The organism is Halalkalicoccus tibetensis (assembly GCF_037996645.1).
Classification (GTDB): domain Archaea; phylum Halobacteriota; class Halobacteria; order Halobacteriales; family Halalkalicoccaceae; genus Halalkalicoccus; species Halalkalicoccus tibetensis.
This window is the reverse complement of the sequence record NZ_JBBMXV010000001.1, coordinates 352,094-366,835: the sequence shown is the minus strand read 5'-3', so window position 1 is coordinate 366,835 and position 14,742 is coordinate 352,094. Positions and strand designations below refer to the sequence as shown.

The 14,742-nt window shown below is 68.5% G+C and carries 17 protein-coding genes; 9 read left to right on the top strand and 8 right to left on the bottom strand.

What is annotated here, in order from left to right:
- Positions 1–4: 4 nt before the first annotated feature.
- The gene (locus WOA58_RS02110) at positions 5–1,261 is read right to left on the bottom strand and encodes a hypothetical protein (protein ID WP_340602491.1); all 1,257 of its coding nucleotides are present in this window, start codon (positions 1,259–1,261) and stop codon (positions 5–7) included.
- A gap of 166 nt (positions 1,262–1,427) precedes the next feature.
- Between WOA58_RS02110 and WOA58_RS02105 the strand changes: the two genes are divergently transcribed.
- From WOA58_RS02105 to WOA58_RS02090, 4 genes are read left to right on the top strand one after another with little or no spacing between them, the layout of a single operon-like run.
- Positions 1,428–1,658, top strand: a complete 231-nt coding sequence (locus WOA58_RS02105) for an AbrB/MazE/SpoVT family DNA-binding domain-containing protein (protein WP_340603115.1) — start codon at positions 1,428–1,430, stop codon at positions 1,656–1,658.
- On the top strand, positions 1,659–2,030 hold the full coding sequence (locus WOA58_RS02100; protein WP_340602490.1) for a type II toxin-antitoxin system VapC family toxin: 372 nt from the start codon (positions 1,659–1,661) through the stop codon (positions 2,028–2,030).
- Between the two features lie 40 nt (positions 2,031–2,070).
- Positions 2,071–3,537, top strand: a complete 1,467-nt coding sequence (locus WOA58_RS02095) for a replication factor C large subunit (RefSeq protein WP_340602489.1) — start codon at positions 2,071–2,073, stop codon at positions 3,535–3,537.
- A 56-nt stretch (positions 3,538–3,593) separates the two neighbouring features.
- Positions 3,594–3,743, top strand: coding sequence for a hypothetical protein (locus WOA58_RS02090; protein WP_340602487.1), 150 nt, complete (start codon positions 3,594–3,596; stop codon positions 3,741–3,743).
- On the opposite strand, the gene WOA58_RS02085 is transcribed toward WOA58_RS02090, so the two are convergent.
- On the bottom strand, positions 3,737–4,567 hold the full coding sequence (locus tag WOA58_RS02085) for a COX15/CtaA family protein (protein WP_340602486.1): 831 nt from the start codon (positions 4,565–4,567) through the stop codon (positions 3,737–3,739). The genes WOA58_RS02090 and WOA58_RS02085 overlap by 7 nt on opposite strands.
- A gap of 123 nt (positions 4,568–4,690) precedes the next feature.
- Here WOA58_RS02085 and WOA58_RS02080 point away from each other — a divergent pair, with 123 nt between their 5' ends.
- Positions 4,691–5,761 (top strand): M24 family metallopeptidase, encoded by a 1,071-nt coding sequence (locus tag WOA58_RS02080; RefSeq protein WP_340602485.1) that lies wholly within the window; start codon positions 4,691–4,693, stop codon positions 5,759–5,761.
- A gap of 4 nt (positions 5,762–5,765) precedes the next feature.
- Here the strand turns inward: WOA58_RS02080 and WOA58_RS02075 are convergent, their stop codons facing one another.
- Positions 5,766–6,395, bottom strand: coding sequence for a reverse transcriptase-like protein (locus tag WOA58_RS02075; RefSeq protein WP_340602484.1), 630 nt, complete (start codon positions 6,393–6,395; stop codon positions 5,766–5,768).
- 80 nt (positions 6,396–6,475) lie between these two features.
- Between WOA58_RS02075 and WOA58_RS02070 the strand changes: the two genes are divergently transcribed.
- The 3 genes from WOA58_RS02070 to WOA58_RS02060 are packed head-to-tail and all read left to right on the top strand — an operon-like array spanning position 6,476 to position 9,903.
- Complete coding sequence (locus WOA58_RS02070) at positions 6,476–7,405, top strand: DMT family transporter (protein ID WP_340602482.1); 930 nt, start codon at positions 6,476–6,478, stop codon at positions 7,403–7,405.
- Between the two features lie 51 nt (positions 7,406–7,456).
- On the top strand, positions 7,457–9,109 hold the full coding sequence (locus tag WOA58_RS02065; RefSeq protein ID WP_340602481.1) for a hypothetical protein: 1,653 nt from the start codon (positions 7,457–7,459) through the stop codon (positions 9,107–9,109).
- Between the two features lie 35 nt (positions 9,110–9,144).
- Positions 9,145–9,903: an ABC transporter ATP-binding protein gene (locus tag WOA58_RS02060; protein ID WP_340602480.1), complete on the top strand. Its 759-nt coding sequence runs from the start codon at positions 9,145–9,147 to the stop codon at positions 9,901–9,903.
- Between the two features lie 66 nt (positions 9,904–9,969).
- Here WOA58_RS02060 and WOA58_RS02055 read toward each other — a convergent pair whose 3' ends face one another.
- The 4 genes from WOA58_RS02055 to WOA58_RS02040 all read right to left on the bottom strand — a co-directional run bounded on the left by WOA58_RS02055 (position 9,970) and on the right by WOA58_RS02040 (position 12,969).
- On the bottom strand, positions 9,970–10,236 hold the full coding sequence (locus tag WOA58_RS02055) for a hypothetical protein (RefSeq protein ID WP_340602479.1): 267 nt from the start codon (positions 10,234–10,236) through the stop codon (positions 9,970–9,972).
- Positions 10,237–10,407: 171 nt separating this feature from the next.
- Positions 10,408–10,653 carry a hypothetical protein gene (locus tag WOA58_RS02050; RefSeq protein ID WP_340602478.1) on the bottom strand — a complete coding sequence of 82 codons (246 nt, stop codon included), beginning with the start codon at positions 10,651–10,653 and terminating at the stop codon, positions 10,408–10,410.
- 55 nt (positions 10,654–10,708) lie between these two features.
- Positions 10,709–11,140 (bottom strand): universal stress protein, encoded by a 432-nt coding sequence (locus tag WOA58_RS02045; protein ID WP_340602477.1) that lies wholly within the window; start codon positions 11,138–11,140, stop codon positions 10,709–10,711.
- Positions 11,141–11,178: 38 nt separating this feature from the next.
- Positions 11,179–12,969 carry an ATP-binding protein gene (locus WOA58_RS02040; RefSeq protein ID WP_340602475.1) on the bottom strand — a complete coding sequence of 597 codons (1,791 nt, stop codon included), beginning with the start codon at positions 12,967–12,969 and terminating at the stop codon, positions 11,179–11,181.
- 79 nt (positions 12,970–13,048) lie between these two features.
- Between WOA58_RS02040 and WOA58_RS02035 the strand changes: the two genes are divergently transcribed.
- A complete protein-coding gene (locus tag WOA58_RS02035) occupies positions 13,049–13,393 on the top strand; it encodes a DUF7113 family protein (RefSeq protein WP_340602474.1) in 345 nt (114 codons plus the stop codon).
- A gap of 31 nt (positions 13,394–13,424) precedes the next feature.
- On the opposite strand, the gene WOA58_RS02030 is transcribed toward WOA58_RS02035, so the two are convergent.
- Positions 13,425–14,675, bottom strand: a complete 1,251-nt coding sequence (locus WOA58_RS02030; protein ID WP_340602473.1) for a DNA double-strand break repair nuclease NurA — start codon at positions 14,673–14,675, stop codon at positions 13,425–13,427.
- Between the last annotated feature and the right edge of the window lie 67 nt (positions 14,676–14,742).

The following is a 14,742-nucleotide window of genomic DNA, read 5'->3' as shown; positions in this document are numbered from 1 at the left end:
GGAGTCAGTCGGTCACGACCTCCTCGGCCAACACCTCGGCGATCCGCGCGTTGGTCTCGGGGCTGTAGTGGCCGCCCTCGCCGCGCTGGACGTACAGCGATTCGGGGTCCCCCGAGAGATGCTCGGCCATGTCGATCGTCTCCAGTTCGGGGTAGCGCTCGTCGAGCCGATCCATGAGGTCGCCGTAGATCGGGCCGTGTTCGGCCTCGTAGGTCGCATACCGGAGCTGTTGGACCATCACGAACGTCGGCGTGAAGTCGTGTTCCTCGGCGTACGAAACGAACTCGCCGATCAGCGCGTCGAGCAGGTCCTCCTTCTCGTCGAACAGCCGCTCGTGGTACTTCACGCGGGACCGTTCGAGCCGCAGGTTCGTCGCCGCCTGCCGGGCCCCGAAGTCGATCCCCGGTACCGAGACGTCGTACTCGCTCTCGAGGTCGATCCCGACCCCATAGAGGGCGTACTTGATCTGGTCGGCGCTGGTGAGGAAGTCGGTGGCGTAGGGAAAGCTCGCGAGGTGGGGCTTGAACCAGTTCTCGTAGTGGTGGTCGTGGGTCCGCAGGAAGGGTGCGCGCGACTCCAGATCGAGCAGGTCCTCCTTCTCGTCGACGGGGCTCTCGACCAGCTCGAGCTCGCCGTCGTTCAGCTCGTAGCGCGGTTTCACGGCCAGCACGTTCCCGAACTCCTGGTAGTGCTTCCAGACGCTCAGGATCCGGGCGATCGAGGAGGCGGTGACGACCACGCAGACGTGATCGGTCGGGTCCTCGGGATACTGGCGTTTCATCCGCAGGAGCGCCTGGTCGAGCCCGTAGTTCCCGCCGCCGTAGTTGCCGACGTGGGAGTCGATCTCCTCGGCCAGATGGTTCTGGAAGGTCTCGTCGTCGTCGACCTCCCGGCAGAAGCAGTACGAGTCGCCGTAGGTCGAGACCGCGCCGCGGCCCGAATCGCGGTCGGCGGCGGGACAGACCCGACTGCCGTACTCGTCGGTCGAGTAGGTGACGACGCTCTCGACCTCCTCGCCGGGGAGGTGGTCGCCGGTGTCCTTCTGCTTCTGCTGGTTCGGCTGGGGCACCCATCCGAGTTCGGGGTCGAAGCTTGTATACTTCTCCAGTAGTCCGGGGCTGATGCCGGGGAACTCCTCCAGCACGACGGTCGGCATGCTGCCCAGTCCTTCTCCGTAGCGCTCGAGGGCGCGTTTCGAGAGCAGCTCGACTACGACCAGTACGACGATCAGGGCGATCGCTATCGGAACGACGGTTACCATCGCCTTCGGCTATCCGGACGGGCCATATAGGCGTTCTGCCGGATCGTTCACCGGACCTCGTCACCCACCGTGCGACCGGTTCGGATCCGAGGCGAACACCCGTTCGAATGGGTAGATGTGGGCAGTAGGGGGAACTCTTTTGATCGTTCCCACCGTGTTCGAGGACGTGACCGAATCGACGCTCGACGAACGGGGTCGCCTGACGCTGCCCAAGGAGCTCCGGGAGCGCTACGGCGAGCGCTACCATCTCGTTCGACTCCCGGACGGGATCAAGCTGATCCCGATCGCGGACGATCCACTCGAGGCGCTCCGCGAGGAGTTCGACGGGACCGACAAGAGCGCTAAGGAGCTCCGTGACGAGGCCCGAGACGGGGCGATCTCGGAGGCCGGACGCTGAATGTACGTGGAGACGGACTTCCTGCTCGCGCTCATCAAGGACGACGACTGGCTCGGCGAAGCGGCCGAAACGGTCTATCGCGACCATCGGGACGAACTGTGGACCTCCCAGCTCACGCTCATCGAGCTGCTTCTGGTCGCCTACCGCGAGGACCGCAGCGCCGAGCGAGTCGTGGCCAACGCCGCGGGGCTCATCGACGTGCGTGGCGACGTGGAGACGATCGTCACGGCCGCGACGTACGTCGACGACCACGGCTTCACCCCGTTCGACGCGCTGCACCTCGTCGAGTCCGGAGGAGAGACGATCGTCTCGAGCGACGAGGCCTACGACGGATTCGCCCGACGGCTCGACCTGCGGGCCGACGGGGCGTAGCTTCGCAACCACTAAACGCACCACACGCCTCCCTTCGACAATGGCCGACTGGACCGAGCGGTACCGCCCCTCCACGCTCGCCGAGGTGCGGGGCAACGACAAGGCCCGCGACGCGCTGCGGGAGTGGGCCGAGAGCTGGGAGGACCACCGGAAGGCGGTCATCCTCCACGGGAGCCCCGGCGTCGGCAAGACCTCGGCGGCCCACGCGCTCGCGAACGACCTGGGCTGGCCGACGATCGAGCTCAACGCCTCGGACCAACGGAAGGCCGACATCGTCAAGCGGATCGCGGGCGAGGCCGCCCGGAGCGGCACCCTCACCGAAGGGAGTGCGGGCCGGCGGCTCGTGATCCTCGACGAGGCCGACAACTTCCACGGCAACGTCGACTACGGCGGCTCGCGGGCGGTCACGGACGTGATCAAGTCGGCAAACCAGCCGGTGGTGCTGATCGCGAACGAGTTCTACGACATGTCCCAGGGCCTGCGGAACTCCTGTGAGACCATCGAGTTCCGCGACGTCTCGAAGCGCTCGATCGTGCCCGTGCTGCGGGACATCTGCCGCCAGGAGGGCATCGAGTTCGAGACGGAAGCGCTGGAAGCGATCGCCGAGAACACGAGCGGGGACCTGCGTTCCGCGGTCAACGACCTCCAGGCGATCGCCGAGACGGAGGATCGCCTCACTGCGGAGGCGGTCGTCACCGGCGAGCGCGACCGTACCAAGGGCATCTTCGACTTCCTCGACGAGGTGATCAAGGAGAAGGGCGCACAGGAGGCGCTGTATGCCTCCTACGACGTCGACGAGACCCCCGACGACCTCATCAACTGGATCGAGGACAACGTTCCCAAGGACTTCGAAGGGGGCGAGCTCGCGGACGCCTACACCGCCCTCGCGCGGGCCGACCGGTGGCTCGGGCGCGTGCGTGCGACGCAGAACTACTCCTACTGGCGCTACGCGGGCGACAACATGACCGCCGGGGTCGCCGCCGCCCGCCGCGAGCCCAAGGGCGGGTGGACCCGCTACGGCCCGCCGAGCTACTGGCGCAAGCTCGGGAGCTCGCGGAGCGCGCGCGACCGGCGGGACTACGTCGCCCGGAAGATCGCCGAGTCAGGTGGGGTGAGCATGTCGAGCGCCCGCCGGGAGGTCCTGCCGTATCTCGCGGCGATGACCCACCACTGCAAGAACCGCGAACTGACGGTCGCGATGACCGCCCGCTACGAACTCGACGCCGAACACGTCTCGTTCGTCACCGGTAGCGGGAAGGACACCAACAAGGTCCAAGATATCGTCGCGGACGCCGAGCGCCTGCGCGAGGAGGCCGCCGTCGAGGGATCGGGAGGTGCCTTTGAGGGCGCGAGGCGGTCGACTACCGACGAGGACGAGGCCGTGACTGAGGATGATCCCGGCAAAGAAACGACCGACGGCGCCGAGACCGAGCGGGAGGCCGACGATGATGGTGACGAAGGTGAGGACGAGAACGACTCCCAGTCCGGGCTCGGCGACTTCATGTGACGTTCCGTCGGTAGGGCCGTCATAACTATATATCAACGATACGAACGGTAGAGTCCATGTCCTCCACCGAACTCCGTGTTACCTGCCCGCACTGTGGCGCCTCGATCGCGGCGGCGACGAACTCACCGCCGGAGAGCGGCCGGCTGACCGGCAGTATCGAGAGCTGTCTCGACTGTGAGAACCCGATCGAGCTGTACTACTACTGAGCCTGCGGGCTGGCCGCGGGTGGTTCGATCCGGTAGGTGAGCCACGCCGCCGCGGCGGCGATCAGGAACGCCGCGGTCATCGCGGTCGCGTCGAGCAGCTGGATCAGGTCGGTGTAGACGTAGCGCCCGAGCAGGAGCTGGGCCGCCAGGACCACCGCCCCGACGCCGGCGAGCAGGCGCACCCGCGAGAGGCGATCGGCCGCCGATTCGAGGAGACCGGACCAGACCGCCACGGCGAGCAATAGCGCGAACATCGCGAGCCCGATCGCGTAGTAGACGGCCTGGACGGCCGCGGTGTGGGCGACCAGCGTCCCCGGCGAGAGCGCGACGAGCACCGGGAACAGCCCGACGACGGCCAGAAGCGTATACCGGATGCGCGAGAGCGTCGCGAGTTCGGGCAGGTACCACAACGTCGCGGCGACGATCGAGCCGAAGATCACGAGCGCGGTGAGGAAGTGCGCCGTGAGGTAGAGCAGCGAGTAGTCGAGCACCGTCCCGGCGCCCAGAAGCGCCTGCAGCGGGTAGAGCGCGAGCGCGAGCGTCATCCCCAGTCTGATCCGGCGGTCGTCCTGCCAGCGCCAGGCGCCGTAGGTCGCGCCGATCACGACGAAGCCGGCGATCATCGCGATCAGCCGGTGGAACCACTCGATGAAGCTGGGCCAGTTCGCGGGAAACAGCCCGAAGACGGCGCCGTCACAGAGCGGCCAGCGCCCCTCGCAGGTCAGGCCCGCGCCGGAGGCGGCGGTGTAGATCCCGATCAACAACAGGACGTAGGTGAGGCCGGCGGTCGCAAGCAGGAGGGTGCGCAGCCGCGAGCGGGTCATGGCATCCCCCGCGTCGGTACTCGCGTCATAGCTATCGTCCGGCCCTCGGGGCCGGCCGCACATAGGTCTGTCCACCCGCCATCGGCCCCCGGCAGTTTTGGTCCTTCCGGGCGATTCCCGACCATGAAACGCACTCGACTGGACGCCTACCGGATGCGCCACGACCTCGACTCGATCTGGCTCGCGCGACCCGAGAACTTCGCGTGGCTCACCGGCGGGGACAGCGTCGTCGACCGCGCGGGGGAGCTCGGCGTCGCCGCCGCGGGCTACGATGGCCACGAGGTGACGGTCATCACCGACAACATCGAGGCCCCGCGGCTCGCGGAGGAGGAGCTCTCGGGCGAGCGGGTGCTCACCTACGACTGGTACGGCAGCTCGCTCGCCGACGCCGTCGCTTCCCACGTCGACGGCCCCGCTGCCGCCGACTTCCGGGTGCCCGGGCTTCGACACGTCGACATCAGCGCGCTCCGCTACCCCCTCACCGAGGGTGACATCGATCGGTATCGCGATCTCGGCCGTGAAACCGCCGAGGTCCTCGAGGAAGTCTGCCGAGGGCTCGAACCGACCGACACGGAACGCGAAGTCGCCGCCGACCTTCGAGGAAAGCTCGCGAATCGGGGGATCGACTCGCCCGTCGCGCTCGTCGGGGGCGCGAAGCGCGCCCGCGAGTACCGCCACTACACGCCGACGACGAGGAAGCTCGGCAAGTACGCGCTGGTCTCGGTCACGGCGCGGCGGGACGGCCTCAACGCGAGCTGTACCCGCACCGTGGCGTTCGACGCGCCCGACTGGCTCGAGTCACGACACGAGGCCGCGACGAAGGTCGAAACGGCGGCGCTGGCCGCGACCCGCCGGGTGGGGCGGGCCGGCGGGACCGCGAGGGAGGTCTTCGGGTCGATCCAGGAGGCCTACCGCGGGGTGAGCTACCCCCGCGAGTGGAAACGCCACCACCAGGGTGGAGCCGCCGGCTACCGGGGCCGGGAATGGATCGCGACGCCGTGGCACGACGGGGAGGTGACGCTGCCGATGGCCTACGCGTGGAACCCCACCGTACAGGGCGCGAAAAGCGAGGACACCGTGCTAGTCACGGAGGACGAGCCGGAGGTCCTGACGAGCACCGGCGAGTGGCCGACGGGGACGGTCTCGAAGGGCGGGCTGGAGGTCGAACGGCCGGCGATCCTCCACATCGAGTAGTCGCCTAGTCGCTCGCGTGGCGGTCGGCCCGCGACGGCGGCGGGACGCCCGGGCCGCGTTTCGTTGGGGACGCGTCCGTTTCCGGGCGAACACACCGATCGGGTTCGCGGTTGACGTGGGCGTACTCCTCGGGGGAGTTCGCGAGCGGGTGGGCGGGGTTCTCGGTGCCGTCGATCACCGCCGCGCGCAGTTCCTCGAAGCCGGCGATGCGCGCGCGGATCCCCCGCCAGTGGTTCCCGCTCGCGGCGGGGGTCCTGATCTCGCCGGGGCGCCAGCCGTCGCTCGCGAGGGCGGCGGCGTTGACGTTCGTCGCTAGGCTGTCGTGGTCGGTGAGGACGCCGACCCGGACGGACGGCGGGGTGCGCGCGGCGAGCACGTCGAGCCCGAAGTGGAGCGCCTGATACTCGGCGACGTTGTTGTCGGTCGCCGTCGTGGGGAGGGCGAAGCGGGCGACGCGCGTGCCGTCGCGCGTCTCGATGACGACGCCCATCCCCGCCCGATGGTCGTGGAGGTGATACGACCCGTCGGTCGCGACGTAGAAGTCCCGATGGTGGGTTCGGGGAGGGTGCGCGACGTGGGGGGTCGGGGCGCTGTCGAAACGATCCCGGAGGGACTGACGGCCATAAGCGGCCATGCTACCGTGTATGACGGCGATCCTATATAAACGTGACCCGGGTTCGAGCCCTTCAAGACGGTCGGCGCGACAGGTTCGCCGTGAGCCGGCATCGAACCCTCGTCCTGTTCCTCCTGCTCTCGGTCGCGTGGGGGACTGCCTTCGTCGCCATCCGGGCCGGCCTCGAGTACTTCCCGCCCGTCCTCTTCGCCGCGCTTCGCTACGACATCGCGGCCGTCTTCATGCTCGGGTACGCGTTCTACGCTACCGACTATCCGGTGCCGCGAACCCGCGGGGAGTGGGGGCTCGTGGCGATCGGCGGCGTCTTCCTCATCGCGGCCTACCACGCGCTGTTGTTCGTCGGCCAGCAGAGCATTACCAGCGCGATGGCCGCCGTGATCGTCAGCCTCTCGCCCGTCCTGACGACCGCCTTCGCGCGCGTCTGGCTGCCCAGCGAACGCCTCGCTCCCGCGGGCCTGCTCGGCATGGCGCTCGGGCTCGTCGGCGTCGTGATCCTCTCGCGGCCCGACCCCGGGAACGTCCTCTCGGCGGACGTGGTCGCGACGGGGCTGATACTCGTCGCAACGGCCGCGTTCGCGCTCGGGAGCGTGCTGCTCGAGCGGAGCGACGCCGAACTCCCCATCGAGACCATGGAGGGGTGGTCGATGGCGCTGGGCGCGCTGTTGATGCACGCCCTCTCGCTCGCGATGCCCGGCGAGTCGGTCGCCGCGATCGAGTGGAGCGCCGAGGCGATGCTCGCGCTCGCCTACTTGGGGATCGTTTCGAGCGCCCTCGGGTTCCTGCTCTACTTCGAGCTGCTCGGGACGATCGGCCCAATCGAGATCAACCTCGTCTCGTACGTCGCGCCCGTCGTCGCCGCGATCGCCGGCTGGCTGCTGCTCGGCGAGGCGATCGAGCCCGCGACCGTCGTCGGCTTCGCGGTGATCTTCGTCGGCTTCTGTCTGATCAAGCGCCGCCGGCTCGCGGCCGAACTCCCCGCGATCCGTACCGCGATCGGCGACCGGTTGTGACCCATCAGAACCCTTTTATTGCACGTCTGTGAGTAGGAATCAACTACCGAAATGGCATCCCTCACGAAGCCCCGTCTGATCGCCCGCACCGAACTCCGGCGCTCGTCGCGGGCGTTTCGGACGAACCGCTACCAGCTGATCGCGACGGCCGCCTTCGGGCTGTTCTTCCTCCTGCCGCTGCTCGTGTTCGGCTCCATCGCCGCCCGCGAGCTCGGCGAGACCCTCGCGGCGGGAGGGACGATCGGCGGGTTCGACCCGGTCCCCCTGGTTCGGGCCGTCGTCGCCGTCTACTGGGCCGTGTTCGTCTTCTTCGTCGCGAGCCGGGCGGTCGGGAAGACGGCGACCGTCGACGAACCCGAGGCCGTACTGACCGCCGTCTCGGTGCCGACGGCCCTCGCGGGCACGCTGCTGGCCGAGGTGGTCCTGGTCGGCCTGTGGCTCGTCCCGCCGGTCGTCGTGATCGTCGGCGCGTTCGCCCTCGGGGCGGGATCGCCCCTCGTGATCCTGGCGGCGGCGCTCGCGCTCGCGCTGATGGTCGCGAGCGCGATCCCGATCGGCTACCTCGTCGGGCTCGGGATCCGGCATCTGCTGACGGTCAACGAGACGCTCGCGCGCTACAAGACCGCCATCGGGGCCGCCGCGTTCGTCCTCTACTTCGGGGCGCTCGCGTTCGCCGAGTCGCTGTTCGCGGACCTCTTCGGCTGGATCGGGCGGCTGCCCGTCGGCTGGCTCGCCGACCTCGTCCTGCTGGGAGCGCCCGGCGTCGCACCCTCCGCCCCGCGTGCGGGCGCCGCGGTCGGCCTCTCGGTGCTCGCCGGGGGCGGGGCACTGGTCGGCGCGGTCCGGCTGGCCGACCGCCACTGGTTCGCCGATCCCGCCCGCGATTCCCGCCCCGCCACGCGGACCGGGACGGGCAGTAACCGTTCGAGCCCGATCGGCCGGATCGGACGGGTCGGCTCCCGGCCGACGCGGGCGACCGCGCGGGTGGTCTGGCTTCGCGTGCGCCGGGCACCGATCCGGCTGCTCTACGCGGCCTACCCCCTGTTCGGGCTGTTGATCTTCGCGAACGACCTCTCCACGGTGCTCCCCTACCTCCCGGCGATCCTCACGCTGTACGTGATCTGGGCCGCCGGCGCGGCGTTCACGCTCAACCCGCTCGGCGATCAGGCCGGGGCGCTGGCCGCGACGCTGACGACGCCCGTCAGCGGCGAGCAGTTCGTCCGCGGCCACCTGCTGGTCGCGACGACCGTTTTCGCGCCACTGGGGCTGCTCGTCAGCGTCGGGAGCGGCTATCTGGTCGGCCTGGCTCCCGATCGGATCGCGCTGCTGGCGGCGGCGAGCGTCCTCGGCGTTCTCGCCGCGGCGTCGCTCGCGAGCGGCGTCGGCACGGTCTTCGCCCGGTTCGGCGCGGTGCGGCTCTCGGGGAGCCACGAGACGGTGATGCCCAGCAAGTCGGCGTTCGCCACCTACAGCCTCCTGATCGGGCTGACGGTGGCCGCCCTGGGGCTTCTGCTCAGCGAGCTCGCCAGGACGACGGTCGCGCTTCTCGCGACCGGGCTCGTGCTCGACCGGTTCTCGATGGCGCTGTCTTCCGATACGGTGCTGACGGGAGCGGTGATCGTCCTGATCGGTTCGCTCGCGCTCCCGCCGGTCGCGTACGTCCACGCCGCCCGGACGTTCGATCGGTTCACGATAAGTCAGTAGGAAAATATATACAACCCTGCGCGGAACACCGACGCATGACTCCCGCCATCGAGACCGAGGGCCTGACGAAACGCTACGGGGACGAGGTCGCCGTCGACGACCTCTCGATCGAAATCGAGCCCGGCACCGTCTACGGGTTCCTCGGCCCGAACGGGGCCGGGAAGACGACGACGATGCGAATGCTCACGACCCTCACTCGGCCGACCTCGGGGACGGCCCGTGTCGCCGGGGCGTCGATCGAGGAGCGCGACGATGTCACGCCTCACATCGGCTACTTGCCGGACGAGCCCCCGCTGTACGACGAGCTGACGGGTCGCGAGCAGCTCACCTACATCGCCGGGCTCCGGGACGTTCCCGAGGAGCGGGCGCGCGCTCGGATGAACGAGCTGTTCGAGCGCTTCGACCTCGTCGACGGTGCGGACAAGCGGATCGACTCGTACTCGACGGGGATGCGCAAGAAGCTCGGGATCATGCAGGCGGTGCTCCACCGGCCGCGCGTGGTCCTCCTCGACGAGCCGACCACGGGGCTCGATCCGCGGGCCGCCCGAACGATGCGCGATACGATCGCCGAGCTCGCCGCCCGGGAGATGACGATCCTCCTCTCGACGCATATCCTCCCGGTCGTCGACGAGCTCGCGGACCGGGTCGGCGTGATCCACGAGGGCCGTCTCGTGGCCGAGGGCGCGCCCGACGAGCTGAAGCGGCGGGCCGAGACCGGCGAACAGCGGAGCCTCGAGGACGCATTCCTGGACGTCACACACGATACGCCGGAGACGAATCCGTCCTCGAGGTAGGACGACCGACGGCCCGTTGCTGTCGAGCCTATCGCGATCCCGTACGGAGAATGGGATGAGTCTGGCCTACGCCCGATTGTATCGATGGCCGCCGACGATGGTGACGGCGTGGATCACGAGCAGGGCGAGGAACGCGGTGAGCTGCTGGCTCGAATCGAGACCGGAAACGAGAAGCGGGAGGTAGAGGAAGGGGAGGGCGATGGCGCTCCAGAAGGAGATCGCCTCGATCGGGCGGGCGATCGAGGCGACGCGGCGTCGGTTCGAGTGATCGGCGGACTGTTCCGTGTCCGAGCGGGCGGACGCGTTTTCGTTTTGGATGGAGGGCATTGACATCGAGTGATACCTCGTGTCTGCATTTCTATATGTTCGACCAGTATATAAAGTGACACGAGATTTAGCGTGGTTTCACGTCGATTCACGCCGCTACGAACGTGATAATTCGGTTTCACGACGGGTGGAGAACTGCCGAGACGTTTCATACTACTCACAAATCAAGTCACGCTATCACGTCCTCGACAGGGCGACGGAAACGGACCGATCGTCGGAGGCCACGACCGTCCCGAGCGCCAGCAGCACGAGCCCGACCGCTCGGAGGCGTCGGTTCGTCTCGCGGCCCCCGTCGAACTCGGCGGACAGAACCCGGTCGTAGGCGTACCGCGCCGCGTCGATCAGGAGCCCTGGGGCGAGGAGATGGACGAGGCCGGCAACGATGAACCCGCGACCGGCGGCCGTGGCGTCGAGTCGGACCATGCCGAAGACGTGGGTCCCGGCGACCAAAAACCGTCGTGTCGTGGACGGACGGGAGCTATCGAACGACGGTCACGGGACAGGGCGAGCGCCGGACGACCGTCTCGGCCACGCTGCCGAGCAGGATCCGTGAGACGCCGTCGCGTCCGTGGCTCCCCATCACTACCTGGTCGATCGCGTTCTCCTCGGCGTAGTCGACGATCGCGCGGGCGGGGCGCCCGAGCACCGTCTCGCTACGGAGGTCGGCGCCGTAGCCCTCGGCGACCTCGCGTGCCTCCTCGAACCGTTGCTCGGCGCGCTCCTCCTCCGCGTCCATCCACTGGTCGGCGTAGGAGGCCATCCCCATCTCGGTGCCGCCGGCGCTCATCTCGGCGGGGTTGAGCACCGTGATCACGGTGATCGTCGCGTCGGGGAACTCCTCCAGCGCGTACTCGAACGCCTCCTGGGCCTGCGGCGAGCCGTCGATCGGGACGAGGATGTTCTGTGCCATGCCCGGACCATCACGGGCGACTCAATTATACTCTGTGCCTACTCGTGTTTGGTGAGACACTTCGGGAGCCCGATCAGCTCGACGGGCTCGGAGTTGTCCGGCGAGTAAGCCACCATCTGTCCTTTCTCCATGTAGGGAACCTTCCCCTGAAGCGATGCGGGGATGTTCACCGCCGAGATGGCGTCCTCGTCGCCGAGGTTGAGCACCAGCTTGGTGTTGACCTGCTTGAACACCGGCTCGGCGATGTCCTGTGGGTCCTGGGTGATGAGGAACAGGCCCAGCCGTTCCTTCCGTCCCTGTTTCGCCGCCTCGGCGAACTTCCCGATGACCTTCCCCGCCTGGGCGCTCTCGGCGCCGCTGAGGAAGTTGTGGGCCTCGTCCATCCCGAGGACGAGCGGCGTCTCCTTGATCCGGTCGAACTCGGGGTCGTTCGAGAGCTTCTGGTCGACCAGCAGGCTCGCGAGCGCGAGGACGATCACTTCCGTGGCCCGCGAGTCGTTGATGTGGTAGGTCGGCACCACCGAGAGCCCGCCGGGACGGACGAACCGGTGGACGAGGTCGGTGATCGGCGGGGCGTCCCGGTCGAAGACGCTGTCGAAGCCGTATGCCCGGCGCTTGACGGCGTCGAACGTCGCCTCGTGGACGCGCCCGCTCTCGTCGAGCTCCTCGCGCAGCGCGGGGTCGTCGAGGAAGCTCTTGAACTGGCTGTAGCTCCCCGAACCGCCGTGCTGCTTGAAGAAGCGATCGAGCAGGTAGGTCAAGGCGTTGTACTGGTTGTCGTTGAGGTCGCCGCCCGCGACGAGCCACTTGTTCTCCCGGACCATCGAGAAGGGGATGGTGAACGCGACCTGTTCGGCGTGGTGGTCGTCGGCCCCGTACGTCGAGGAGCCGACTTTCGGGACGAACGCCATCGTGTCGTCGTGACCGCCGTGGGCGATCCCCTCGCGCTCGAAGGCGCGCTCGTCGTCGCGTTCGATCGCGGGGTTGTCGTCGTGCATCTGGGCGTACTCGTCCTGCGGGTCGAACTGAACGACCGCCGGCGAGACCGTCCGCCCGTCGTCCATCCCGTAAGATCGATCGTCGCCGAGGTACTGTCTGAGGACGTTCTTCGCGGCGTGGGTCTTCCCCGAGCCGGTGCCGCCCGCGACCAGCGTGTGACGGAAGACCAGCGGGTCGCCCGCCTCGTAGTCGTCCTTCAGCCGGTAGTCGATCGTCGGCGGCTCGGCCGCGGTCCGCACCTTCTCGCCGCCGACCGCCAGATGACCCATGAAGACGCCGTCGTCGGGCATCTTCAGGCCGGTCTTAATCTCCTCGACGTCGGTCGCCTCCCGCACGGTGGTCTCGGGCTTGGGAACGCGGTCGGCCATCCGGCGTTTCAGGTCGTCCCCGTCGGAGTAGAGCACCGCGACCGGCTCGACCGTCGCGAGGAACTTGTAATCGCGCTCCTCGACGCCGCCGTTTCGCATCGCGCGGCGGGCGTGGATCTCGGTGGCGTCGTCGGCGCGGAACTCCTGGGCGTACTCGAGGCCGGTGATCCGGCAGAACAGCTTCTCGCCGTCGGGGTAGGGCACGAGCAGGTACTTCCCGAGGCGGATCCCCGAGCGGTTGCCGGCGGTGATGTACGCCTGGATCTCGGTGTCGTCGCCGTCCTCGGCGATCTTCAACCCCTGGGAGGCGGGAACGGTACCGATGCCGGAGTCGGTGCCCGTCGGGGAGATGTCGCTCTCCTCGAAGCGGTCGGCCTCGGACTCGCGGTCGGCGCCGGTATCGGTGTCGGAGGGGGCGTCGTCCGTGGAGAGGGAGGACGTGAAATCGCCGAGATCGGACATGATTCGGCCATCGGGCGGCACGAGTAAAAACCCTTCTCGGTGCCAACGGGCTTTTGCCCCCTCACCGGGTAGGTTCGGTATGCTTCTCATCCAGGGTAGCGCGGGCGGCACGACGCTGACCGGGACGCTCTTCGAGCGTGGCGAGCGCGCGCCCACGTTCAAGGGTGCCCCCGACGAGGACGCCCCCTACGTCTGGGTCTGCGACGAGTTCTACGAGGTCGAGAGCGGCGGCTCGGAGATGGAGGTCGGCGGCCAGCCGATGAACGTCGCCTTCGAATCGCCCATGCCCCGCGGGTTCGACACCCGCCAGCAGGCGATCGACGCCGCCGAAGAGCACGTCCGCACGCAGTTCGCCCGAATCGGGATCGCGCCCACCGACGTCGAGGTCGAGGTTGAGAAGGCCGAACCCGGCGCGGAGATCTAGTCGGAATCGCCGGGACATCGAACGCAGCCGCTCAGAAGAACGCCTCCTCGCCACCCCATCGCTTGTCGTCGTACGTCCGCGAGAGCTCGGTGTCGAGCTCGCCCTCGATCATCCGCCGCAGCCCCTCCTTCTCGCGGGCGCTGATCCGCGCGAGCTCGTCGGCCTTCGCCACCGCCTCGGGCGGGCCGCGCTGGCTCGCGACCTCCGCGAGCATCTGGGTCCGCAGCGCCTCGCGCGTTTCCTCGTCCTTCGTGACCCCGTAGGGCGCCTCGACGGTGTAGAGCACGTCGTCGCGGGGATCGTAGATCGCGAAGAAGGTGACCTCGTAGTCCTCGGCGGGTCGGTGGCGCTCGAGTCCCAGCGCGTCGCCGTCGGCGGCGAACGTCCGGTCGGCGCCGCCCCGGGAGTGAAACCAGTTGGTGTAGGTCAGTTCGTCGCGAACGCGCTCGCCGCCCTCGCGCCGTTCGAGCAAGCGGACGAACATGGCGGCGTCGTCGGTCCACGGGGCGGACGTCTCCCCCGCGACGGCGTTCGTGATCCGCTTCGAGCCCGGGTTCTTGACGAAGCCCGCGATAGGGACGTCCCGGTCGAGAAAGCCCTCGACCAACCGGGCGTAGTTCTCGACGACCTGTCGGGGCGTCTCCTCGTCGAGCTGGGCGGCGAGCTCGGGCGCCTGATCCCGCCAGCTCAACAGCCCCTTCGGGTAGAGCGGCCCGTCGAGGACCAGCAGGTCGTCGATCCCCTCGGCGTTCGCGAGCGCGTGTTCGCTCTCGGCCAGATAGAGCGAGAGGGCGTGGACGACGCCTTCAGTGTAGCGCTTGCGGTCGATGTCCCCGAGGTGGAGGATCCGCCGGCGGCTGTAGCCCCCGTCGTACATCACCCAGTCCGAGGAGAACCGGAGCGCGTCGTCGTCGATGTGGATCCCGATGATCACGGTTCGGGCGCGGTGACAGTCCAGATCGGTCGGCACACAACCCATCGCGGCGTGGGCGACGTCCATCACGACCCCGTTCTTGTAGGTCGTGGGGTTGATCGTCCCCGAATCGAGGCCGTGACTCCCGGGAAACGGGCGTTCACAGAGGGCGGCGTCCTCGATGGCGACGCGCCCGCGGAACTGCCCGTCGACGGGTTCGAGCACGCGGCGGCCGCCGGCCTCGAGCGGGTCGAGGAACTCCGCCCAGACGGTCTCGGCGAACTCCTGGTGGGAGGCGTCGTCGACCTCTCGGCCGACCTGGCGGGCGAGGGCGGCGATCCCCTCGAAGTGGACCGGGTCCAGGGTCATGGGGGAGCCTCGCCCTACCGCGAAAAAAAGCTGCGGATAGCGAAGGGTAGTTACCGGCGGCGGTTCA